Here is a 20,673-nt window from a genome sequence, read left to right as displayed (position 1 = left end):
GTTTACATAGTACACCGAGAGTTTATGATGTAAACCATGGTCCACGACCGAGAGCCCGAGGCGCGTCACCCCACCGCCGACCGGATCGCCGCCGCCGCCGGCGAGCTGCTCGTCGAGCGGGGGGCGGCGGCGGTCACCATGCGCGCGGTCGGCAACGCGGTAGGCCTGTCCGCGATGGCGATCTACAAGCACTTCCCGAACCGGGAGGCGCTGCTGCGCGCGGTGGTCGACGACGAGCTGCGCAAGCTGTCCCGGACCTGGGGCCGCCGCCGCGAGTCCGACGACTTCGAGGGGCGGCTGCTCGGGCTGCAGGACGACTTCCTCGACCTCGCGCTCGGCAAGCCGCACCTCTACTCGTTCCTGATCACCGAGCGCCGCGAGCAGGCCCGCCGTTTCCCCCACGACTTCCGCGACGGCGGCACGCCGGCGTTCGCCCCGGTGCACGCGCTGGTCACCGAGGCGATCCGGCAGGGCGTGCTGAAGGACGGCGACCCGGTGGAGGTCACGCTCGGCCTCACCTCGGGCACCGTGGGCCTTGTCCAGTTCTACCTCGGCGGGCGCGTCGGCCTGTCCGAGCCGGAGTTCCGCGAGCTGTGCCGGCGCACCATCCGGCGGGTGCTCGACGGGATCCGCGCCTAGCGTCCGCCACGCCGCCCGCGCCGTTGTGAAGAAACGTTTCTGCATCTAGCCTGCGGGTCCGGTCGCAGCGAGGAGCGCCATGGGAACGTCGACAGGCAGCCGGTTCGAGCGACGCGGCATCGACCTGGTCCCGGAGAACGAGCGGTACGGCCGGCCACGGGACCTGATGTTCCTCTGGGCCGGCACCACGATGACGGTGTTCACGGTGGTGTACGGCGCGTTCGTGATCGCGCTCGGGCTGAGCTTCCCGCAGGCGGTGGTCGCGATCGTGCTGGGGAACCTGCTCGCCTACCCGCTGCTCGGGCTGGCCAGCGTGCAGGGGCCGGCCACCGGGACCACCACGTTGACGATCTCGCGCGCGTCCTACGGGCCGGAGGGCGGGCGGGTGCTCGGGGTGTTCGCCTGGCTGACGCTGGTCGGGTTCGAGGCCGGCGGGCTGATCCTGGTGGTGTTCGCCGCGTTGACCCTGCTGGAGCGGGCCGGGGTGGCCGGCACGCCGGGCGTCCAGGTCGCGGCGGTGGTGGTGCTGGCGGGGGTGCAGTTGCTGCTGCCGCTGTTCGGGCACGCGGTGATGATGCGCGCGCAGAAGTACTTCACCGCGATCTTCACGGTGGCGTTCGCGGTGATGGCCGTGCTGGTGCTGCCCAAGGTCGACTTCGCGGCGGCCACCGGCGCGGAGGGTGCGCCGGTGTCCATGGTGATCGTCGCGGTCGCGCTGGTCATGGCGTCGGGCGGGCTGTCGTGGGCGCCGGCGGGCTCGAACTTCTCCCGGTACCTGCCGCGCGCGACGTCCCGGCGGGCGGTGGCGGCGTACGCGGCCGTCGGCGGGTTCGTGCCGTACGTGCTGCTGCAGGTCCTCGGCGCGGCGACCGCCTCGATCACGCTGGACGTGTCCGACCCGATCTCGGGGCTGCCGGGCGTGCTGCCGGCCTGGTTCGTGGTTCCGTACCTGGTGCTGGCCATGGTGTCGCTGTTGGTGCAGAACAGCACGAACCTGTATTCGTCCGGGCTGAACCTGCAGACCGCCGGGATCCGGGTGTCGCGCATCGGGATGATCGTGGTGGACACCGTGCTGTGCGCGGTGATCACGTACATCGCGGTGGTCGGCAAGTCGTTCTACGACATGCTCAACGCGTTCCTGGGGCTGCTGGTCATCTGGCTGGCGCCGTGGGTGGCGATCTATCTGACCGACTGGCTGATGCGCCGGGGCCGCTACGACCTCGACTCGCTGTCCGGGGGGCGACGGCCCGGGTACCGGCTGCCCGGGCTGGTCGCGCAGGCGCTCGGCATGGTCGTCGCCGCGCTGTGGCTGCACTCCTCGACCTACACCGGCCCGCTGGCGAGCTGGACCGGCGGCGCCGACCTCAGCATCCCGGCGGGAATGGCCGTCGCGGCCGTGACGTACTGGCTGCTCGCCCGCCATGAACCCGCGATTTCTAGGAGTTCCCGTTGATCGACAACGCCTTGCTCGACGTCGCCTACGGGCGCGCCCCCGCCGACGCCGTGATCCTGGGCGGGCGGCTGGTCAACGTGCTGACCGGCGAGATCTACCCGGCCGACGTGGCGATCGCCGGGTCGCGGATCGCGGCGGTCGGCGACGTGGCGGACCGGCGCGGCCCGGACACCACCGTGATCGACGCCGCCGGCCGCTACCTCACCCCGGGGCTCATCGACGGCCACGTGCACATCGAGTGCAGCAAGCTGTCCGTCACGATGTTCGCCGACCTGGTCTCCCGGTACGGGACGACCGCCGCGCTGTCCGGGCTGGACCAGATACTGGTGACCGCCGGCCTGGACGGCGTGCGCGAGTTCCTCACCGAGGCGGCCGACACCCCGCTGCGGATCTTCTGGGGCGCGCCGGCGAAGGCGCCGTACACCGTGCCGGAGTCGACGGTCGGCCACCGGTTCGGGCCGGACGAGCACCGGGTGGCGCAGGCCTGGCCGGAGTGCTTCGGGCTGTGGGAGACCGTGCAGGAGTTCGTCGAGCACGGCGACGACGAGGTGCTCACCGCGCTGGAGCTGGCCGCCGCGAACCGGTTACCGGTGTTCGGCTGCGCGCCGATGGCCGACGCGCGGCGCATCGCCGGGCTGGCGGCCGCGGGCGTGCACCTGGACCACGAGTCGTACAGCGCGGACGAGACCCTGACCAAGCTGCGCAACGGCATCAACGTGATCATCCGCGAGTCGGCGGCCGCGCCGTTCCTGGCCGAGAACATCCGGGTGCTCACCGAGTTCGGCGCGGCGCCGGGGCGGGTCGCGTTCTGCACCGACGACGTCTCGGCCACCGACCTGCTCGGCCGGGGGCACCTGGACCGCCTGGTGCGGATGGCGATCGACGCGGGCGTCGAGCCGGTCACCGCGATCCAGCTGGCGACGATCAACTGCGCCACCATGTACCGGATCGACCACGCGGTCGGCGCGATCGCGCCCGGGCGGTACGCCGACGTCCTGCTGGTGGACGACCTCGCCGACTTCCGCGCCCAGACCGTCATCGCGGGCGGTGTCGTCGTCGCGCGGGACGGTTCGCCGTTGGGACGGGCCGAGCCGCCGGCCAGGTCCGCGCTGGTGCTGGACACGATGAAGCTCCGGACGATCACCGGCGCGGACCTCGCCCCTGCTGCCCCGCCCGGCACCAGCGACGCCCGGGTGTTGGCGATGTCGCTGAGCCCGGACGTGGCCTTCGTCCGTACCCGCAAGGACGCCGTGCTCCCGGTCCGGGACGGGACGATCCTCGCCGACGTCGACCAGGACGTCCTGTACGTCACGGTGGCCGAACGCTACGGGAAGACGTCCAACATCCCGGTCGCGTTCGTGCACGGCTTCGGCCTGACCGGCGGCGCGATCGCCACCTCGGCCGCGCCGGACGACAACAACATCGTGTGCGTGGGCGCGAACCTGGACGACATGGCGATGGCCATCAACGAGGTCGCCGGCGCGGGCGGTGGCCAGGTCGTCGTCCGCGACGGGCGGGTGCTGGAGCTGCTGGAACTGCCCATCGGCGGCGTCGTCGCCGACCTGAAGCCCGAGACCATGGCCGCCCGCGAACAGGCCCTGGACAGCTGCGCCCGCGAGCTGGGCAGCCCGCTGCCCTCGCCGTTCGGCTACCTGATGTTCCTGTCGATCACGGCCATCCCGGATTATGCGATCACCGACCTCGGGCTGATCGACTGCGTCAAGCTCGAACCGGTCGACCCCGTTCTCTAGCCCCGGAGGGAAGCACGAATGGACATCATCGACCGGCTGCCCAAGTGCGAGCTGCACCTGCACATCGAGGGCACCCTCGAACCGGAGCTGAAGTTCGCCCTGGCCGAGCGCAACAAGATCGACCTCCCGTTCGGCACCGTCGAGGAGATGCGCGCGGCGTACAACTTCAACGACCTGACCTCGTTCCTGGTCGGCTACTACGAGGGCATGCGCGTGCTGCGGACCTCGCCCGACTTCTACGACCTGGCCTGGGCATACTTCGAGAAGGCGGCCGCGCAGGGCGTGCGCTACGCCGAGATCTTCTTCGACCCGCAGGCGCACACCGGCCGTGGCGTCCCGTTCGACGTGGTGATCAGGGGCCTGCGGCACGCCCAACTCGACGCCGAGGCCCGGCTGGGACTGCGCACCGGACTGATCATGTGCTTCCTGCGCGACTACCAGGCCGAGTACGCGATGGCCACGCTGCTGGAGTCGCTGCCCTACCGGGAGTGGATCATCGGCATCGGCCTGGACTCCGACGAGCGCGGCAACCCGCCGAACAAGTTCGCCGAGGTGTACGCCCGCGCCCGCGACGAGGGCTACCTGCTCACCGCGCACTGCGACGTCGACCAGGAGAACTCCGTCGAGCACATCCGCCAGTGCCTGCGGGACATCGGCGTGGCCCGCATCGACCACGGCACGAACGTGCTAGAGAGCCCGGAGCTGGTCGCCGAGCTGACCGACAGGAACATCGGCCTGACCTGCTGCCCGATCTCCAACCGCTGGGTCAGCGACGGCACCAAGGCCGCGCAGATCAAGGAACTCCTGGACCGGGGCGTCAAGGTCACCATCAACTCCGACGACCCCGCCTACTTCGGCGGCTACGTAGCCGAGAACCTAGCCGTCATGCGCGACGCCGGCCTCACCGCGCAGGAGCTGATCACCCTCCAACGCAACGCCATAGACATCTCCTGGGCACCCCCCGCCGTCAAGTCCGACTTCCTCGCGCGCCTGGACGCGCTGGGCGGCTCGCACAACGCGTCTTGACGCCGCACACGCACTGCAGCGGGTGTGCGGGGTGCGAAGTGGGTGTGCGGGCGGAGGCTAGGCCGGCACGGTCAGGCCGGCGCGGGTGGCGAAGACGACGAGCTGGGCGCGGTCACGGGCGGCCAGTTTGACCATGGCCCGGCTGACGTGGGTGCGCACGGTGTCCGGGCTGATCACGAGCTCGCGCGCGATCTCGTCGTTCGAGCGGCCGGTCGCCACCCAGGCGACCATCTCGCGCTCCCGGTCGGTGAGCGAGCCCCAGGCCTGCTCGGACGGCACCGGGCCGGCGAGCCGGCGTCCGAACAGCCCGACCACCCGGCGGGTCACGGACGGCGACAGCAGCGCCTGCCCGTCCGCCACCACGCGCACCGCGCGCACCAGCTCGTCGGGCACGTTGTTCTTGAGCAGGAACCCGCTCGCCCCGGCCTGCAGGGCCTCGACCACGTACTGGTCGATCTCGAACGTCGTCACCACGATCACCCGGGTCGGCAGCTCCGGCTCGGCCGCGATCGCCCGCAGCACCGCCAGGCCGTCCATCCCGGGCATCCGCAGGTCCAACAACAGCACGTCGGGGCGGGCGGAGCGCACCAGCTCCAGCGCGCCGGCCCCGTCACCGGCCTCCCCGACCAGGCTCAGGTCCGCCTCGCGCTCGATGAGCACCCGCAGCCCCAGCCGCACCAGCTCGTGATCGTCGGCGAGCGCCACGCTGATCATCACGGCCGGCCCCGTACCGGTATCCGCGCGTTGACCTCGAAGCCGCCGCCGGCCCGGTCCGACGCGGCGAACGCGCCGCCGAGCCGCTCCACCCGCTCACGGATCCCGGCGAGCCCGCGCCCTCCCTGCCCTCGCTGCCGTCCCGCCGCTCGCCCAGCCCCCCGGCCGTCGTCGGTGACCCGCACCGTCACCTCGTTCGGGCGGTAGCGCACGGCGACCTTGGCGGCCACGGTGCCGGCGTGGCGCACCACGTTCGTCAACGACTCCTGCACCACCCGGTAGACGGCCATCGCGACCGGCGAGTCCACGCCGCCGGCCGCCCCGTCCACCGCCAGCTCGACGGCGAGCCCGCCCGCCCGCACCCGCTCGACCAGTCCCGCCACGTCGTCCGCCCGGGTGCCTTCGGTGTCGGTGAACGTGTCCAGAGTGGCATGCAACTCCCGCAGTGCCTGGTCACTGGTGGCGCGGATGGCATCCAACGACGCCCGCGCCTGCTCGGGCCGCTCCTCGAACAGGGTCAGCGCCACGCCGGCGTGCATGGAGACCACCGCAAACCCGTGCCCCGCCGTGTCGTGCACCTCGCGCGCCACCCGCAGCCGCTCCTCGAACGCTCCCCTGGCCACCAGCTCGGCGCGCTCCCGCGCGGTCGCGGCGGCCCGCGCCCGCACCAGCGCCCCCAGCAGCGCGGGGATCACCACGAACACGCTCGGCCAGGCCACCAGCACGACGGCCGTCACCACCGGATGGGCCGGGTTGTCCAGCCGGGTCCACAGCGCGGCGGCCAGCACGACGCCCGCCCCGGCGCCGGCCGCGAGCGCGGTGGCCGCCGTGCGGTGCCTGGCCACCGCGTAGCTGGCCATCACCACGAGAAGCTGGATCGGTCCGTACGGATAGCCGGCGATGACGTACCCGGCCGTCGCCGCCGTCACCACCGCCAGCGACCACACCGGCGCGACGCGCCACCCGCTCCACCCGCCGGCCGCGACCACGATCACCAGGCAGCCGACCAGGTCCAGCGGCCTCGGCGCGCCGCCCTGCCCCGTCCCGGCCGCCACCGTGCCACCGACGACCGCCGCCGCGAGCGCGCCGGCCACCGCCAGGTCGAGCCGCCCCGGCCCGGTCACGAGCGGCTCGCCACCGAGCTCGTCACCGCGGCCCGCACCGGCCAGGCCGCCGCGATCCCGGCCACCAGCCCCACCACCAGCCCGAGCGTCTGCAGGACGGCGGAACCGAACTCCAACAGCCGGGACGGATCCGCGAAGCGCGCCCTCGAGTCCGGGCTCCCGGCGGCACCGCCCAGGAACGCGACGCACATGATGCAGCTGAGCAGGATCATGGCCCGCCCCGGCACCAACGCCACCACGATCGCCAGGATCACGAACAGCGCCGGCCCCGGCCCGTCCCAGTCCAACCCCTCCGGGGCCGCGTCGCCGACCGCGACCGCCACCAGGCTCACCACCGTCACGATCACGGCCGGCCGGCGCGGGTTCTCCGCGCCCAACGGCCGCGACTGCCGCCCCGGCCGGGCTCGCGCGATCGCGACCACCCCGGCGGCCGCCGCGACCAGCAGCCCGGCCACCATCACCAGGTTGCCGGCGACCAGGCCCACACCGCCGGACCTCAGGTTGTCCACGAGGTCCCCGCCGGCCAGCCCACCCACGACGATCCACAGCGCCAGCGCGATCGCCGCCGCCGGAGACCACCGTGACCGCCGATCCGCCCAGACGATCAGCCCGGCGCCCGCGATGTACACGATCCCCGGCGGGAACCCGAACCCGCCGAACACCTCGGGCCGGGCCATCCACTGCACCAACAGGCCGAGAATGCCGACCGCCAAGCCACCCAGGACGACCACGACGGACCGGCTCACGGCTCCCTCACCCGGCCCGCGCCCGGGGCGACCATCCCGATGACCCCGGTGACCACCGCACCCAGCAGCCCGACCTCCATCACGACGTTCCCCGCCACCGTCAACGCGTTGGACGAGGCGAGGTTGGCCGCCAACTGCCCGCCCCTGACCCCGCCGAAGGTGATCCACGCCCCTACCAGCACGCCGGCCAGCGGACCCACCCGCCACCGCCGGGTCAACCAGACGATCAGCCCCGCCACCGCGATGAACACGATCCCGGGCGGGAAGACCCCGAACTTCGCCGGCTCGCCGGCGAACTGGATGAGCAGGCCGACGACGGCGATGCCGAGGCCGACCAGCACCGCCGTACCCCACCGCGAACGGAAACTCGTCATGCCGACGATGCTGTCCGCGCCCGGCCGCCCCGACATCCGTCCCAGGGAGGCAGTCCGGCTACGCAATCTCGCGTACGCGGCGTCTCATCCCCGCTCGGGGACGTCGGCGATGAACTTGTCCGACAGCCCCTCGAACACGTAGTCCTCGGGCAGGTCCCGGTAGAACAGCTCGGGTTCCCTTCGCTCCCGGTGCAGCCGCCAGTAGGCCTCGGCGATCACGTCGGGCTCGGAGTCCGGGCGGCCCTGGCCGATGGCGGCGGCCAGCGCGACATGGGCGACGTAGACGCCCCGGTCCGCGACGGCGGCATGCAGGTTGAGCAGCCAGTTGCGCAGGCCCGCCGCCGCCACCTGCGCGTTCGCCACCTCCGGGATGATCATCGGACCGGACCCCGCGCCGGTGGTCGCGAGGATGGTTCCGGACCCGCGCGCGAGCATGTCGGGCAGGACCGCCCGCACCGCCGTCACCCCGCCGAAGACGTACATCTCCAGCTCAGGGACCAGGGACTCGACGGTGAGCTCCGCCGCCCCCACGATCGGCCGGTCGACCAGGTCGGTCGCGGTGGGCGCCGGCGAGTACTCCAACACGTCGATCGTCCCGAAGTGCCGCGTCACGGCGGCCAGCGCGGCGCTCAGGGCGGGGCGGTCGGTGACATCGGCGGGAACGGCGGCGGCCCGCGCCCCCGACTCGGACAGCTCACGGACCATGGTGCGCAGCGCCGTCCGGTCGCGCGCGATGAGGGCCACGTCGAACCCCTCGGCGGCGAACCGCCGTGCGATCGCCATCCCCAGCCCCGGACCCGCACCCACGATCGCGATCGTGCTCATAGGCCCACCCTCCCCAGACGACGGGACGGACGCAGTACCGATCCCGCATGTCGGTGCGACCCCGACGGCATAGGACACGGATCCGGTCGCAATCCGAACGGCGGGGCGGGATGGACTGATGGCTCCCGAAGGAGTAAATTCCTCGCTTGTTGAATTCCTGCGACGGTGGAGGGCGTCATGGCCCACGCGATCGAGGTCAACGGGCTCGCGGTCGACATCGCCGGGCGGGGGATCCTGCACGGGCTGACGTTCGCGGTGCCCGCCGGCCAGGTGACCGGGCTGCTCGGGCCGAGCGGATGCGGCAAGACCACGCTGTTGCGCTGCGTGGTCGGGGTGCAGGTGATCAGCGCGGGCGAGGTCCAGGTGCTCGGCGAGCCGGCCGGGTCGGCGCGGCTGCGCCACCGCGTCGGGTACGTGACGCAGGCGCCGTCGATCTACTCCGACCTGTCGATACGGGAGAACGTGCACTACTTCGCCGCCGTGCACGGCACCTCTCGCCGCGCCGCCGACCGCGCGCTCGCCGACGTCGGCCTGTCCGACCGGGCCACCCAGAAGGTGGCCACCCTGTCCGGCGGCCAGCGGGCGCGGGCGTCGCTGGCCTGCGCGCTGCTCTCCGCGCCCGACGTGCTCGTGCTGGACGAACCGACCGTCGGCCTCGACCCGGTGCTGCGCCACGACCTGTGGGCGCACTTCCACAACCTGGCCGCCGGCGGCACCACGCTGTTCGTGTCCAGCCACGTCATGGACGAGGCCGGCCGCTGCAACCGGCTGCTGCTGATGCGCGACGGCCGGCTGATCGCCGACGACACCCCCCGCGCGCTGCGCACCGAGACGGGCACGGACGACCTGGAGGAGGCCTTCCTGCGTCTCATCCAGCGCGTCGAGCCCGCGCACCCCATGCCCACCGAGGAGGTGGCGTTGTGACAGCCCTGCTCCCCTCGGAGTTCCGGACCGCCGGCGCCCGTCGGGTGATCCGCCAGCTGCGCTCGGCCGAGCCGCCGCTGTCGCCCCGGATCACCGCCGCCACCGCCCGGCGAGTGCTGGCCCAACTGCACGCCGACCGCCGCACGGTGGCCATGCTGCTGGTCGTCCCGAGCGTGCTGCTGATCTTGATCAACCGGATGTTCGACTCCAAGCCCGACTTCGACAAGGTCGGGCTGCTGCTGCTCGGAATCTTCCCGTTCACCGTGATGTTCCTGATCACCAGCGTGGCCATGCTGCGGGAACGGACCAGCGGGACGCTGGAGCGGCTGCTCACCACGCCGATGTCCAAGCTCGACCTGCTGCTCGGCTACGGCATCGCGTTCGCCGTCGCCGCGACCGCGCAGGCCGTGGTCACCTGCACGACCGCCTACGTGCTGCTCGACCTGTACACCCCGGGCAGCCCCCTGCTGGTGGTCGTCATCGCGGTCGCCAGCGCGGTGCTCGGGATGGCGATCGGCCTGCTCTGCAGCGCGTTCGCCACCAGCGAGTTCCAGGCCGTGCAGTTCATGCCGGCGGTGGTGATGCCGCAGGTGCTGCTGGGCGGGCTGTTCGTGCCGCGCGAGCAGATGGCCGACTGGCTGGAGCGGATCAGCGACGGCCTGCCGCTGACCTACGCCATCGAGGCGCTGCACGAGGTGGGCAAGACCTCCCTGGTGACCGACGAGCTGCTCGGCGACCTCGCCGTGGTGGTCGGCGCCGCGATGTTCGCGCTCACGCTGGCCGCGTCCACCCTGCGGCGGCGCACCGGCGCGCTGTCCCCCCGGGCCCGGCTGGCGCTGCGGGCCGTGCCCGCCACCTTGCTGGTCGCCGCGGTGACGGTGGCGGTGGTCCTGATCGTGGACGCGGCCAGGTTCGTGACCACCGACAACGCCCAGGTGGACGGCGACAAGATCTCGGTCACCGCCCCGGTCGAGGGCACCCTGGTCGGCTGGCACGCCGAGCTGGGCACCGTGCTGCGCAAGGACCAGATCATCGGCCGGATCCAGATGACCGGCGGGTTCGCGCAGCTGCAGCGGGTGATCCGGGCGCCGGCGGACGGCACCGTCGCGCGCGCCGGCGTGGTCGAGGGCACCCACGTCACCGCCGGCACCGAGCTTGCCGTCGCCTACGACCTGTCCAAGGTCGACGTGACGGCCCGGATCGACGAGACCGACATCGGCGCCGTCCGCCTCGGCCAGGAGGTCGACATCGAGGTGGACAGCTACCCCGGCGTCACGTTCACCGGGTTCGTCCGCGAGATCCAGAGCGGCACCGACTCGGAGTTCGCCACGACCCCCCAGCGGAACACCACCGGCAGCTTCCAGAAGCGCACCCAGGTGATCCCGGTGAAGATCGCGATAGCCGACGCGAAGAACCTACCGCTGGTGCCCGGCATGAACGTCACCGTGAAGGTCCACAAGGACTAGGCGACCAGGCCTCGGACGAACGCCGCCTGGCCCACGTGCTCGAAGTCGTCGGAGAGCACGCTGACCAGCCGCACCCCGAGCGTGACCGGCGGGTTCCACCGCTCGTCGACGATCCGGTCCAGGTCGGCGTCGCGCACCGCCGAGACGAACCGCATGGTGTGCTCGTGCACGGCGTCGTAGTAGCCGGTCAGCAGCTCGGGCGAGTCGACGCGCACCTGGTCGACCTCGGCCGAGGTATGCCCGTACCCCGTCGACGCCGCCGGCAGCGCGAGCCCGAACCGCTCGTACCACCCCCCGGCCGTCCAGGCCTGCTCGGCGCCTGCGACGTCGGCGACGTGGTCGTCCTGCACCCGCGTCAGGTGCCAGACCAGCCAGCCGATCGAGTTCGCGCGCCCGTCCAGCCGCAGCGCCAGCTGCTCGCCGCTCAGCCCGCGGACGGCGGCGTGCACCTCCTCCCGCACCCTGCCGAACCCGTCGGCCAACAGCTCAGCGGTGTTCATCAACCCCTCCTTCGAGACCACCGCCATCCTCGCACCCGACCCTGACAATCCCGCCGAGCAGCGCGAGCACCAGCCGGTCGATCCGGTCGTGATCCAGGCCGGCGCGGGCGGCCAGCTCGTCGCAGGCGGGGAAGCCGGTGACCGCGCCGATGGCGGCCACGGCGTGCTCCTGGTTGATCTCCGGGCGCAGCCGGCCGGCGGCGTCGAGCCTGGTCACGAGCGTGGCGACCTGCCGGTAGCGCCACTGCTCACGGCCGGAGAGGACGCGGTGGGCCTCCGGGTCGACGGCGGCCAGGCCGATCAGCCGGCGGAACACGTCCGGGTCGGTGCCCCAGAAGCGGCACAGCTCGGCGGCCATCGCGACCAGCGCGGCCGCCGGGTCGGGCGTGGCGAGCGCGGCGGCCATCCTCGGCACCAGGCCGGAGCGGGCCGCCAGGTCCTCGGCGAGCGCGTCGAGCAGGCCGAGCTTGTTGGTGAACTGCCGGTAGATGGTGGCCCTGGTGACGCCGGCGTCGGCGGCGACCTGTTCGAGCCCCAGCCGGTGGAACCCCGTCTCCACCAGGTGCCGGCGGGCCGAGGCGAGGATGCTGGCCCGGTTGCGCAGCACCCCGGCCGCGCGCAGCCCTCGCTTCGGCTCGTCCATGATTTCACGATACAGCTTGTATCGTGAGTTGTACGGTGGCGACAAGGGCGGACGAAGGAGGACCATGACCGACACGCAGGTCGCGCTGGTGACCGGCGCTAACAAGGGCCTGGGCAGGGAGACAGCGCGCCAGCTCGCCGGGCGGGGCATGGAGGTGCTCGCCGGCAGCCGCGACGCGGGCCGGGGCGAGCGGATGGCGCACGAGCTCGCCGAGGACGGGGTCATCGTGACCCCGGTGCCGCTGGACGTCACCGATCCGGCCACCGTCGCGGCCGTCGCCTCGCGGATCCGCCGCGAGTACGGGCGGCTCGACGTGCTGGTCAACAACGCGGGCGCCGCGCTCGAGGCCCCCGCCACGGAGGTCACCGCCGAGGGGATGCGGCAGGTCTACGAGGTCAACGTGTTCGGCGTGGTCACCGCGATCGGCACGCTGCTGCCGCTGCTGCGCGCGTCCGCCGCCCCACGGATCGTCAACGTCTCCAGCACGACGGCGTCGCTGAGCCTGACCGGCCAGGGCACTGACTTCGGCGGCGACGCCGACCGCCGGATGATCTACACCAGCTCCAAGTCCGCGCTGAACATGCTCACCCTCCAGTACGCGCGCGCGTTCGCCGGCGACCCCGCGCTGGCGCACGTGCGGATCAACTCCGTGACCCCCGGCTACACCGCCACCGACATGACCGCCCACCGAGGCACCCGCACAGTCACCGAAGGCGCCGCCGTGATCGTCGACCTCGCGACCCAGGTGGACGGCCCCACCGGCGGCTTCTTCAACGAGCGCGGCATGTTGCCGTGGTAGCGGACTAGACCGACCGTCGGTCTAGTGAGGCGCTTGTGGGTGACGGACGGCTCCGCGGTCACCTCGGCGACGCCACGGCCACCTCGGCGAGGGCGCGGTCACCTCGGCGACGGCGCGGTCACCTCGGCGACGGCGCGGTCACCTCGGCGACGGCGCGGGCGGTGATGGAGGATCCAGGTGTGCGAGTGACAGACACCGTGATCATGCGACCCGCAACGGCGGCCGACCTCCCCGCGATCGTCGCGATGCTCGCCGACGACGTGCTCGGCGCCGCCCGCGAGTCCCCCGACGACCTGGCGCCGTACGAGAAGGCGTTCGCGGACATCGAGGCCGATCCCTCGGAGCTGCTGGCGGTCGCCACCCTCGACGGCGCCGTCGTCGGCTCCCTGCAGGTCTCCTGGCTGCCCGGCCTGTCCCACCGGGGAGCGCTACGAGCCCAGGTCGAGTCCGTCCGGGTGGCCGCTTCCGTGCGCAGCCGCGGGGTGGGCGAGGCGATGATGCGATGGGTCATCGACCAGGCGCGCGCCCGCGACTGCGTGCTCGTCCAGCTCTCCACACACAAGACACGCACCGACGCCCACCGCTTCTACGAGCGCCTCGGCTTTACCGCCAGCCACCTGGGCTACAAGCTGCCGCTCTGAGCCTGGCTCAGCCCCCGGACTGGAAGGCCGCCCGGTAGGTCTGCGGGCTGGTGCCGACCACGCGCTTGAACCTGTCCCGGAAGGCGGTCAGCGAGCCGAAGCCGACCTGGCTGGCGATCCGGTCGATCGGGTGCGTGGTGGCTTCGAGCAGGTACTGGGCCTGGCGGACGCGGGCGCGGTGCAGCCATTGCAGCGGCGTGGTGCCGGTCTGCTCGCGGAAGCGGCGGTTCAGGGTGCGGATGCTCATGCCGGCGTGCGCGGCGACCTCGGGCAGGGTCAGCTCGCGCGCGGCGTTGTCCTCCATCCAGTTCAGCAGCGGCTCCAGGTCCGAGCCGCGCGGGGTCGGCGGCTGGTCGTGGACGATGTACTGGGCCTGGCCGCCCTCGCGTTCCAGCGGCATGACGGCGATCCGGGCGGCGTCGGCGGCCACGGCGGATCCGTGGTCGCGGCGGATCATGTGCAGGCACAGGTCGAGCCCGGCCGCGCCGCCGGCGGACGTGAGGAACTGGCCGTTGTCCACGTAGAGCACGTCGGGGTCGACGTCGATCGCGGGGTGGCGTTCGGCGAGCGTCGCGGCGGCCAGCCAGTGCGTGGTCGCGCGCCGCCCGTCCAGCAGCCCGGTGGCGGCGAAGACGAGCGCGCCGACGCAGATGGACGCGATCCGGGTGCCGTTGGCGGCGGCGTCGCGCAGCGCGTCGAGGACCTCGGCCGGCACCGGCGTGGACGCCGTGGACTCGTCGCGGCCGGGCAGGATGATCGTGTCGGCGTCCGCGAGCGCCTCCAGCCCCCAGTGCGGCCGGAGGGTGAACGTCTGAGTCTCGACGCTCTCGGTGGCGGCGCAGACCCGGACCCGGTACGCGGCGCGGCCGTCGGGCAGCCGGGTGCGGGTGAACACCTCGATCGGCGTGGACATGTCGAACGCGAGGACCCCGTCCAGGACCAGGATGGCCACCGTGTGCATGGCCACAATCTACGTACATGACCTGCCCTTGCCAACTTTCTGAACAGGTCTTTCACCTATCGTCGCAGCTCAGGAGAGCTGGCTAGAATCTGTTGGAAGGTGGCAATCCAGCTACTTCTCGCGCCCGCCACCGCTGGCTAGCGTCGTCGCCACCAACGACAGCGGAGGAACGATGCGGATCGCCATGGTCCTCGGGCCAGGTTTCACCGCGCTGGACGTGGTCGGCCCCTACGAGGTGCTCAGGATCATGCCCGGCGTGGACGTGAGGTTCGTCAGCAACGAGACGGGCCCGGTGCTCACCGACAGCGGCGTGCTGACGCTGGGCGCCACCCACACCTTCGCCGACACCCCGTCGCCGGACCTGGTGCTGGTCCCTGGCATGCCACTCCAGACGTCGATCACCGAAGAGCTGGTCGACTGGCTGCGCCGGGTGCACCCGGGGACGAGCTGGACCACGTCGGTGTGCGGCGGCTCGGTGTTCCTCGCCATGGCCGGGATCCTCGCCGGCCGGCCGGCGACCTCGCACTGGATCGCGCTGCCCCTGCTGGCGAACTACGGCGCCGAGCCGCGCCCCGACGAGCGCATCGTGCACTCCGGCAAGATCGTCACCTCGGCCGGTGTGTCCGCCGGGATCGACCTCGCGCTCTGGCTGGCCGGCGAGGTCCAGGGCCGGGAATGGGCCGAGGCCGTCCAACTGATGATCGAGTACGACCCCCGGCCGCCGTTCGACTCCGGCCACATGAGCAAGGCCTCCCAGCCGGTCCGCGACCTCGCCATGGCCGAGATGGCCCGGCTCTACCCGCAACCGGTGGCCCGGTGACCAAGTTCCTGCTGTCCGTCCACGTCCTCGCGGTGATCCTGGTGGTCGGGCCGATCGCGGTCGCCGCATCGCTGTTCCCCCGGTTCGCGCGCCAGCCCGAGCCCGGCTCCGGTGTCGCCGCGCTGCTGCACCGGATCTGCCGGGGCTACGCGGTGGCCGGCGTGGCGGTGCCGGTGTTCGGCATCGCGACGGGCGCACAACTGCGGGTGCTCACCGACCCGTGGCTGGTCGCGTCCGTGATCCTGACCGCCCTCGCGGCGGCGATCCTCGCGCTGGCCATCCTGCCCGCACAACGGCGCATGCTCGCGGCATCGACGCCGGACCCGGGCCGGCTGGCCATGCTCACCGGCCTTTTCAACATCATCTGGGCGGTGGTCGTCGTCCTCATGATCATCCGCCCCGGCTCGACCACGGGGGTGTGAGGATGGAGCGCGCGCTGCGGATCGCGGCCGCCGCCGAGGCCGTCACACTCGCCGTCCTGCTGGTCAACCTGGCCACCGTCCACACCCGGGCGGTCTCGGCGCTGTTCGGCCCGCTGCACGGCACCGCCTATCTGGTCGTCATCGCCGCCGCCCTGATGGTGCCGGCCGCATCGACGGGCGCCAAATGGTCCGCGGTCATCCCGGGAATAGGCGGACTGCTCGCCCTGCGACTGCTCCACCGAAACAGACAAAGCACATTGAATACCGAGCGATGACGAACTAACATCGGTGTTTCGAACGTATCGGAACACCGGACGGTGGCCATGATCGTCGAACTCGTCGTCCTCGGATTCGTGCTCAGCCTGGACAATTTCCGGGCGTCCATAGCGCTCGGCACCGTGCCGTTCGGATTCCGCCGGGCGGTGCAGGTGGCGCTGATGTTCGGGCTCTGGGACGGGGTGATGCCGCTGGTAGGCCTGCTGGTCGGGGGCTATGTCGGCGATACCGTCGGCCCGGTCGCCGAGTATGTGGGCTCGATAGCGCTGGGCGGGTACGGCCTGTACCTGCTCATCAACGCGCTGCGGAATCCAGAACCCGACGACCTGGACCACCCGTGGGCGTTGTTCGGCATTCCGTTCTCGCTGAGTTTGGACAACCTGCTCGCCGGCGCCAGCCTGGGCCTGCTCGGATTTCCCCCGTGGATCTCGGCCACCGCTTTCGGTGTCACCACGGCGGTGATGTCATTGGTTGGGTTACAACTGGGACGGGCCGCCGCCCGCCTCATTCATATTCGCTCCGATCTGTTGAGCGGCATCGCGCTCATCGCCGCGGCGATTGCGCTGCCGATAGTGTTCGGTTGACGAGCGCCTCCCCGGCCGGCCGCGTCCCGTCGTTGGCGGCCGCCACCGCTCGCTCGACGATCCCGTGGTCGGGCGAGAGGTGACAGGCCGGGTCGGTGCGCGCGGCGTCGCCGGTGAGCTGGAACGCCTGGCAGCGGCACCCGCCGAAGTCGATCTCCCGACGCGAGCAACCCCGGCACGGCGAGGGCATCCAGTCGGTGCCCCGATACGCCTCGAACACCGGCGCGTGAGCCCAGATCCAGTCCAGCGGCCGCGAGCGCACGCTCGCGCGCGGCAGCGGCAGCGAGTGGGCGGCCGGACAGGGCAGCACGTCGCCGTTGGGCGCCACGGTGAGCTGGCGCCGCCCCCACCCGCCCATGCACGGCTTGGGGTACCTGCCGTAGTAGTCGGGCAGGACGTAGACGACCTCCATCCGCCCGGCCAGGCGCTCGCGCGCGGCGCGCACCACCGCCTCGGCCCGTTCGAGCTGCGCGCGGCTCGGCAGCAGCGCGCCGCGGTTGAGCCGGGCCCAGCCGTAGTACTGGGTGTTGGCCAGCTCGACGCGGTCGGCCGCCAGCTCCTCGGCCCGGTCGAGCACGGCCGCGATCCTGTCGATGTTCTGCCGGTGCAGGACCACGTTCACGGTCAGCGGCCAGCCCAGCTCCTTCACCAGCCGCGCCGCCGCCACCTTGCGCCGGAACGAGGAGATGCCGGCGATCCGGTCGGACAGCACCGGCTCGTCGGCCTGGACGCTGATCTGCACGTGGTCCAGCCCGGCCGCCCTGAGCTCGTGCGCGCGCCGCCGCGACAGGCCCAGCGCGCTGGTCACGAGGTTCGTGTACAGGCCCAGCCCGGTGGCCGTCCGTACCAGCTCGACCAGGTCGCGGCGCAGCAGCGGCTCGCCGCCGGACAGGTGCAGCTGCAGCACACCCAGATCGGCGGCCTCGCCCAGCACCCGCCTCCACGCGCGCGTGGTCAGCTCGTCGCGGTAGTCGCCGTAGTTGACCGGGTTCGAGCAGTACGCGCAGGCCAGCGGGCAGCGGTAGGTCAGCTCGGCCAGCAGCCCGAACGGCCTATCCATCGTCCACCACCACCCAGCGCCGGGCCACCAGCCGGTCGAGGAACTCGTACACCTCGTCCTCCACGGCGTCGTCGTAGCGCCCGCGCAGTCCGGCCGCGATCTCCGCCACCGTCCGCCGCCCGTCGCACAGGCCGACGATGTCCGCGCCCGTCCGGTTGAGCACCACCACCGACTCCGGCCCCAGCAGCACGTGCCGCCCCCGCGCCCGGTCGAACACCAGCCGGACGTGCGGCGCCAGTCGCGGCGGCTCAGTCCGGGTACGCACCGTCGATCGCATCCATCACGCTCCAGAGGACGTCACACTTGAACGACAGCGCGGCCACCGCCCGGGCCCGCTCCTCGGCCGTCCGGCAGCGCTCGGTCACCACCTCCAGCGCGTGTTCGCTGTCGCGCGGCGCCTGCTCCAGCCGATTCCGGAAGTAGGCAAGCCCGCCTCGGTCGATCCACCGGTGGTGGCGCTCGAACGCCGCCAGCCGCTCGGCCATCAGGTCCGGCGCGAACAGCTCGGTCAACGACGAGGCCACCGCCTCCACCCACGGCCGCGTGCGAGCGAAGTTCACGTACGCGTCCACGGCGAACCGAACCCCCGGAACCAGGTGCCGCCCGTCCAGCAGCTCCTCGCGGTCCAGTCCGACCGCCTCGCCGAGGCGCAGCCAGGCCCCGATGCCGCCCTCGCCGCCGGCCGTGCCGTCATGATCGAGGATTCGCCGGACCCACCGTCGCCGCACCGCCGGGTCGGGGCAGTTGGACAGGATCGCGGCGTCCTTGCGGGGGATGTTCTCCTGGTAGTAGAAGCGGTTTGCCACCCAGCCGCGGATCTGGCTCCGGCTCAACCGGCCGGCGTTCATCCTGACGTGGAACGGATGCCGATCGTGGTAGCGCGCGGACTGCGAGCGCAGCTCCTCGACGAAAACGCCGGCCATCACGGCTGTCATCAGGCTCCCTCCGGAGGGTTGTTCACGCTCCTGACGCGAGGGCGGGCCGGAGGCTCGTCCGAGTGGCTGGATCAGGCGGTTTGATCGCCGGAGGCGATTCGTGAATAACCCTCTGACTAAAGTTTCCGTGTCCGGGCGGCGCCGAACCACAGCGTCCGGCGCCGCCCGACTCCTCCGGCTAGTCGTCCAGCTGAGCGACGTACATGGTCACCTCGGGTGCGACGGCGATCTCTTCGAACTCCGGGGTCTCCCACGCGGACTCCATGCGGCTCTCACCTCCTGCTCTTGTAGATCACGACTCCGGAAGCGCAAAGACGATCAGCGCGCTGCCGTGGCCGGCGCCGAGCATTCCGGGCAGGAACCCTTCGACCCAGCCGCCCCAGCCGACCGGCACGGCCACGTACTGCCGGCCGTCGACCATGTACGTCGTCGGGCTGCTGTGGTGGCCGCTGCCGCACTGGAACTGCCACAACAGCTCGCCGGACCGCGCATCCAGCGCGTTGAACTCCCCGGACGGCTCGCCGGCGAACACCAGGTCGCCCCCGGTGGCGAGCGTCGAGGCGCACATCGGGATCTCGTTGCGCCAGCGCCACCGCTCCTCGCCGTTGGCGTCGAACGCGCTCACCGACCCGGCCATGTTGTCCGCGTCGACCTGAACCCCAGCCCCCCAGTACGGGATGCTCTCCTTGAACTCCCGCCGCCGCCGCGTGGCCGTGGCACCCACGTCCTGCACCGGCACGTAGAACAACCCGGTCCTCGGGCTGTACGACGCGTGCGTCCACTCCTTCGCACCCGCCGGCCCCGGCCAGAAGTGGACCGGCTCGCCCTCCTTGTCCGGGTACTTCGCGGCCGTCACCCGGCCGTCCCTGGTGATCGCACCCCAGTCGATCCGGTCCACGAACGGCGTGACCTGCACCAACGATCCGTCCGTGCGGTCCACGACGAAGAAGTAGCCGTTCTTGTCGAAGTGCCCGAGCAGCCGGCGCCCGTCCTGCTCGAACAGGATGCACTCCATCGTGCTGTCGTAGTCCCACAGGTCGTGCGGGGTGCACTGGTAGTGCCAGCGGATCTGGCCGGCGTCGACGTCCACCGCGACGATGCTGTCGGTGTAGAGGTTGTCGCCCTCGCGGACGCCGCCGTCGAAGTCCGGCGCCGGGTTGCCGGTGCCCACGTACAGCAGGTTCGTCTCCGGGTCGAAGGTGCCGGTGATCCAGCAGTTCGCGCCGCCGCGGGCCCACGCCTGGCCGTCGGCGGGCCAGGTCTCCGAGCCGGGCTCGCCGGGCTTCGGGACCATGTAGCAGCGCCACACGTGCTCGCCGCTGTCCACGTCGAACGCGTCGAGGTGGCCGCGCACCCCGAACTCACCGCCGGAGCTGCCCACGATGACCATGTTCTTCACGATCAGCGGCGCCACCGTGCCGCTCTCCCCGGCCCGCACGTCGCCGTAGGTCCGGTCCCAGACGCATTTGCCGGTCTCCGCGTCCAGCGCGAGCACGTGCGCGTTCGGGGTGACGACGAAGACCTTCCCCTTCGCCACCGCCACCCCTCGGTTCACGTTGCCGCAGCACAGCGACACGTCGAACGGGGTCTCGTGCTTGTAGCGCCACAGCTCGGTGCCGACCTTGGCGTCCAGCGCCCAAACCCAGCCGTCCCAGCCGGCGAGGAACATGACCCCGTCGACGACGATCGGGGCGGCCTCGAAGGCATAGGTGGACGCGCCCGCCTGGATCCCGGTCGCGCCGGCCTGGAAGATCCACGCGGGCACCATGCGCCCGACGTTCTCGGTGGTGATCTGGTCCAGCGGGCTGTAGCGCTGCCCGTTGTAGGCGCCGTAGTAGGTGAGCCAGTTCTGAGGCTCCGAACGCGCGTCGAGAATGCGTTCATAGGTGACGTCCCGGGCCACCCGGGGCGCCCTGCCGCCGACGCCGCTGAGTGCCGACTGGTTGATCGCCTGTCCCGCGTCCACATATTCGACTGTCATCGTTGAGCG

25 protein-coding genes are annotated in these 20,673 nt (G+C 71.9%); 12 read left to right on the top strand and 13 right to left on the bottom strand.

Features of this window, described 5'->3' with window-relative positions; translation table 11 throughout:
• The first annotated feature begins 36 nt into the window (after positions 1-36).
• The 4 genes from N912_RS0136330 to add all read left to right on the top strand — a co-directional run bounded on the left by N912_RS0136330 (position 37) and on the right by add (position 4,869).
• Positions 37-639 (top strand): TetR/AcrR family transcriptional regulator, encoded by a 603-nt coding sequence (locus N912_RS0136330; RefSeq protein ID WP_051581291.1) that lies wholly within the window; start codon positions 37-39, stop codon positions 637-639.
• Positions 640-718: 79 nt separating this feature from the next.
• Positions 719-2,092, top strand: coding sequence for a purine-cytosine permease family protein (locus tag N912_RS0136325; RefSeq protein WP_028926289.1), 1,374 nt, complete (start codon positions 719-721; stop codon positions 2,090-2,092).
• Positions 2,089-3,843: an adenine deaminase C-terminal domain-containing protein gene (locus N912_RS0136320; RefSeq protein ID WP_028926288.1), complete on the top strand. Its 1,755-nt coding sequence runs from the start codon at positions 2,089-2,091 to the stop codon at positions 3,841-3,843. The genes N912_RS0136325 and N912_RS0136320 overlap by 4 nt, the downstream gene beginning before the upstream one ends.
• 18 nt (positions 3,844-3,861) lie before the next feature.
• Positions 3,862-4,869 (top strand): adenosine deaminase, encoded by a 1,008-nt coding sequence (add, locus tag N912_RS0136315; protein WP_028926287.1) that lies wholly within the window; start codon positions 3,862-3,864, stop codon positions 4,867-4,869.
• 57 nt (positions 4,870-4,926) lie between these two features.
• On the opposite strand, the gene N912_RS0136310 is transcribed toward add, so the two are convergent.
• The 5 genes from N912_RS0136310 to N912_RS0136290 form a co-directional block, all read right to left on the bottom strand.
• Positions 4,927-5,583, bottom strand: a complete 657-nt coding sequence (locus tag N912_RS0136310) for a response regulator (protein ID WP_028926286.1) — start codon at positions 5,581-5,583, stop codon at positions 4,927-4,929.
• Positions 5,583-6,707: a sensor histidine kinase gene (locus N912_RS0136305; RefSeq protein ID WP_028926285.1), complete on the bottom strand. Its 1,125-nt coding sequence runs from the start codon at positions 6,705-6,707 to the stop codon at positions 5,583-5,585. Before N912_RS0136305 ends, N912_RS0136310 begins: the two co-directional genes overlap by 1 nt.
• Complete coding sequence (locus tag N912_RS65345) at positions 6,704-7,453, bottom strand: hypothetical protein (RefSeq protein ID WP_064745491.1); 750 nt, start codon at positions 7,451-7,453, stop codon at positions 6,704-6,706. Before N912_RS65345 ends, N912_RS0136305 begins: the two co-directional genes overlap by 4 nt.
• Positions 7,450-7,827 carry a hypothetical protein gene (locus tag N912_RS0136295; protein ID WP_051581329.1) on the bottom strand — a complete coding sequence of 126 codons (378 nt, stop codon included), beginning with the start codon at positions 7,825-7,827 and terminating at the stop codon, positions 7,450-7,452. Before N912_RS0136295 ends, N912_RS65345 begins: the two co-directional genes overlap by 4 nt.
• 84 nt (positions 7,828-7,911) lie before the next feature.
• Positions 7,912-8,652: an SDR family NAD(P)-dependent oxidoreductase gene (locus tag N912_RS0136290; protein ID WP_028926283.1), complete on the bottom strand. Its 741-nt coding sequence runs from the start codon at positions 8,650-8,652 to the stop codon at positions 7,912-7,914.
• 177 nt (positions 8,653-8,829) lie between these two features.
• Between N912_RS0136290 and N912_RS0136285 the strand changes: the two genes are divergently transcribed.
• Positions 8,830-9,576 carry an ABC transporter ATP-binding protein gene (locus tag N912_RS0136285; RefSeq protein ID WP_028926282.1) on the top strand — a complete coding sequence of 249 codons (747 nt, stop codon included), beginning with the start codon at positions 8,830-8,832 and terminating at the stop codon, positions 9,574-9,576.
• Positions 9,573-11,042, top strand: a complete 1,470-nt coding sequence (locus N912_RS61640) for an ABC transporter permease (protein WP_064745490.1) — start codon at positions 9,573-9,575, stop codon at positions 11,040-11,042. Before N912_RS0136285 ends, N912_RS61640 begins: the two co-directional genes overlap by 4 nt.
• On the opposite strand, the gene N912_RS0136275 is transcribed toward N912_RS61640, so the two are convergent.
• A complete protein-coding gene (locus tag N912_RS0136275; protein ID WP_028926281.1) occupies positions 11,039-11,542 on the bottom strand; it encodes a mycothiol transferase in 504 nt (167 codons plus the stop codon). The two genes, N912_RS61640 and N912_RS0136275, sit on opposite strands and share 4 nt — an antisense overlap.
• Positions 11,529-12,185 carry a TetR/AcrR family transcriptional regulator gene (locus N912_RS61045; protein ID WP_051581290.1) on the bottom strand — a complete coding sequence of 219 codons (657 nt, stop codon included), beginning with the start codon at positions 12,183-12,185 and terminating at the stop codon, positions 11,529-11,531. The genes N912_RS0136275 and N912_RS61045 overlap by 14 nt, the downstream gene beginning before the upstream one ends.
• 64 nt (positions 12,186-12,249) lie before the next feature.
• On the opposite strand from N912_RS61045, the gene N912_RS0136265 reads away from it, so the two are divergent.
• Together N912_RS0136265 and N912_RS0136260 are read left to right on the top strand one after the other, a co-directional pair.
• On the top strand, positions 12,250-12,984 hold the full coding sequence (locus tag N912_RS0136265) for an SDR family NAD(P)-dependent oxidoreductase (protein ID WP_028926280.1): 735 nt from the start codon (positions 12,250-12,252) through the stop codon (positions 12,982-12,984).
• 185 nt (positions 12,985-13,169) lie between these two features.
• The gene (locus tag N912_RS0136260; RefSeq protein WP_028926279.1) at positions 13,170-13,625 is read left to right on the top strand and encodes a GNAT family N-acetyltransferase; all 456 of its coding nucleotides are present in this window, start codon (positions 13,170-13,172) and stop codon (positions 13,623-13,625) included.
• A 7-nt stretch (positions 13,626-13,632) separates the two neighbouring features.
• Here the strand turns inward: N912_RS0136260 and N912_RS0136255 are convergent, their stop codons facing one another.
• Entirely contained in the window at positions 13,633-14,586 is a 954-nt protein-coding gene (locus N912_RS0136255) for a GlxA family transcriptional regulator (RefSeq protein WP_028926278.1), read from the bottom strand.
• Between the two features lie 172 nt (positions 14,587-14,758).
• On the opposite strand from N912_RS0136255, the gene N912_RS56850 reads away from it, so the two are divergent.
• The 4 genes from N912_RS56850 to N912_RS0136235 are packed head-to-tail and all read left to right on the top strand — an operon-like array spanning position 14,759 to position 16,688.
• Complete coding sequence (locus N912_RS56850) at positions 14,759-15,406, top strand: DJ-1/PfpI family protein (protein ID WP_037068402.1); 648 nt, start codon at positions 14,759-14,761, stop codon at positions 15,404-15,406.
• Positions 15,403-15,828, top strand: coding sequence for a hypothetical protein (locus N912_RS0136245; RefSeq protein ID WP_028926277.1), 426 nt, complete (start codon positions 15,403-15,405; stop codon positions 15,826-15,828). Before N912_RS56850 ends, N912_RS0136245 begins: the two co-directional genes overlap by 4 nt.
• Positions 15,829-15,830: 2 nt before the next feature.
• The gene (locus tag N912_RS0136240; RefSeq protein WP_028926276.1) at positions 15,831-16,103 is read left to right on the top strand and encodes a DUF3817 domain-containing protein; all 273 of its coding nucleotides are present in this window, start codon (positions 15,831-15,833) and stop codon (positions 16,101-16,103) included.
• A 48-nt stretch (positions 16,104-16,151) separates the two neighbouring features.
• Positions 16,152-16,688, top strand: a complete 537-nt coding sequence (locus N912_RS0136235) for a manganese efflux pump MntP (protein WP_028926275.1) — start codon at positions 16,152-16,154, stop codon at positions 16,686-16,688.
• Here the strand turns inward: N912_RS0136235 and pqqE are convergent.
• From pqqE to N912_RS0136210, 5 genes are all read right to left on the bottom strand, one after another.
• The gene (gene pqqE / locus N912_RS56845; protein ID WP_037068399.1) at positions 16,648-17,748 is read right to left on the bottom strand and encodes a pyrroloquinoline quinone biosynthesis protein PqqE; all 1,101 of its coding nucleotides are present in this window, start codon (positions 17,746-17,748) and stop codon (positions 16,648-16,650) included. The genes N912_RS0136235 and pqqE overlap by 41 nt on opposite strands.
• Positions 17,741-18,013 carry a pyrroloquinoline quinone biosynthesis peptide chaperone PqqD gene (pqqD, locus tag N912_RS0136225; RefSeq protein WP_342670890.1) on the bottom strand — a complete coding sequence of 91 codons (273 nt, stop codon included), beginning with the start codon at positions 18,011-18,013 and terminating at the stop codon, positions 17,741-17,743. Before pqqD ends, pqqE begins: the two co-directional genes overlap by 8 nt.
• The gene (gene pqqC, locus N912_RS0136220; RefSeq protein WP_028926273.1) at positions 17,997-18,683 is read right to left on the bottom strand and encodes a pyrroloquinoline-quinone synthase PqqC; all 687 of its coding nucleotides are present in this window, start codon (positions 18,681-18,683) and stop codon (positions 17,997-17,999) included. Before pqqC ends, pqqD begins: the two co-directional genes overlap by 17 nt.
• Before the next feature lie 178 nt (positions 18,684-18,861).
• Positions 18,862-18,948 carry a pyrroloquinoline quinone precursor peptide PqqA gene (gene pqqA, locus N912_RS56840; RefSeq protein ID WP_037068397.1) on the bottom strand — a complete coding sequence of 29 codons (87 nt, stop codon included), beginning with the start codon at positions 18,946-18,948 and terminating at the stop codon, positions 18,862-18,864.
• A gap of 27 nt (positions 18,949-18,975) precedes the next feature.
• Positions 18,976-20,664: a PQQ-dependent dehydrogenase, methanol/ethanol family gene (locus N912_RS0136210; protein ID WP_028926272.1), complete on the bottom strand. Its 1,689-nt coding sequence runs from the start codon at positions 20,662-20,664 to the stop codon at positions 18,976-18,978.
• Between the last annotated feature and the right edge of the window lie 9 nt (positions 20,665-20,673).

The organism is Actinospineispora acaciae DSM 45401 (genome assembly GCF_000620785.1).
GTDB classification, from domain to species: Bacteria; Actinomycetota; Actinomycetes; order Mycobacteriales; family Pseudonocardiaceae; genus Pseudonocardia; species Pseudonocardia acaciae.
The sequence above is the reverse complement of the archived record's forward strand: the minus strand, read 5'-3'. Positions and strand labels throughout refer to the sequence as shown.

What these genes read in the sequence shown, in the direction of transcription:
- N912_RS0136330 (WP_051581291.1), top strand. Translation starts at nt 37, where the DNA reads ATGGTCCACGACCGAGAGCCCGAGGCGCGTCACCCCACCGCCGACCGG.
- N912_RS0136325 (WP_028926289.1), top strand. Translation starts at nt 719, where the DNA reads ATGGGAACGTCGACAGGCAGCCGGTTCGAGCGACGCGGCATCGACCTG.
- add (WP_028926287.1), top strand. Translation starts at nt 3,862, where the DNA reads ATGGACATCATCGACCGGCTGCCCAAGTGCGAGCTGCACCTGCACATC.
- N912_RS0136310 (WP_028926286.1), bottom strand. Translation starts at nt 5,583, where the DNA reads ATGATCAGCGTGGCGCTCGCCGACGATCACGAGCTGGTGCGGCTGGGG.
- N912_RS0136295 (WP_051581329.1), bottom strand. Translation starts at nt 7,827, where the DNA reads ATGACGAGTTTCCGTTCGCGGTGGGGTACGGCGGTGCTGGTCGGCCTC.
- N912_RS0136290 (WP_028926283.1), bottom strand. Translation starts at nt 8,652, where the DNA reads ATGAGCACGATCGCGATCGTGGGTGCGGGTCCGGGGCTGGGGATGGCG.
- N912_RS0136285 (WP_028926282.1), top strand. Translation starts at nt 8,830, where the DNA reads ATGGCCCACGCGATCGAGGTCAACGGGCTCGCGGTCGACATCGCCGGG.
- N912_RS0136275 (WP_028926281.1), bottom strand. Translation starts at nt 11,542, where the DNA reads ATGAACACCGCTGAGCTGTTGGCCGACGGGTTCGGCAGGGTGCGGGAG.
- N912_RS61045 (WP_051581290.1), bottom strand. Translation starts at nt 12,185, where the DNA reads ATGGACGAGCCGAAGCGAGGGCTGCGCGCGGCCGGGGTGCTGCGCAAC.
- N912_RS0136265 (WP_028926280.1), top strand. Translation starts at nt 12,250, where the DNA reads ATGACCGACACGCAGGTCGCGCTGGTGACCGGCGCTAACAAGGGCCTG.
- N912_RS0136255 (WP_028926278.1), bottom strand. Translation starts at nt 14,586, where the DNA reads ATGCACACGGTGGCCATCCTGGTCCTGGACGGGGTCCTCGCGTTCGAC.
- N912_RS56850 (WP_037068402.1), top strand. Translation starts at nt 14,759, where the DNA reads ATGCGGATCGCCATGGTCCTCGGGCCAGGTTTCACCGCGCTGGACGTG.
- N912_RS0136240 (WP_028926276.1), top strand. Translation starts at nt 15,831, where the DNA reads ATGGAGCGCGCGCTGCGGATCGCGGCCGCCGCCGAGGCCGTCACACTC.
- N912_RS0136235 (WP_028926275.1), top strand. Translation starts at nt 16,152, where the DNA reads ATGATCGTCGAACTCGTCGTCCTCGGATTCGTGCTCAGCCTGGACAAT.
- pqqE (WP_037068399.1), bottom strand. Translation starts at nt 17,748, where the DNA reads ATGGATAGGCCGTTCGGGCTGCTGGCCGAGCTGACCTACCGCTGCCCG.
- pqqC (WP_028926273.1), bottom strand. Translation starts at nt 18,683, where the DNA reads ATGACAGCCGTGATGGCCGGCGTTTTCGTCGAGGAGCTGCGCTCGCAG.
- pqqA (WP_037068397.1), bottom strand. Translation starts at nt 18,948, where the DNA reads ATGGAGTCCGCGTGGGAGACCCCGGAGTTCGAAGAGATCGCCGTCGCA.
- N912_RS0136210 (WP_028926272.1), bottom strand. Translation starts at nt 20,664, where the DNA reads ATGACAGTCGAATATGTGGACGCGGGACAGGCGATCAACCAGTCGGCA.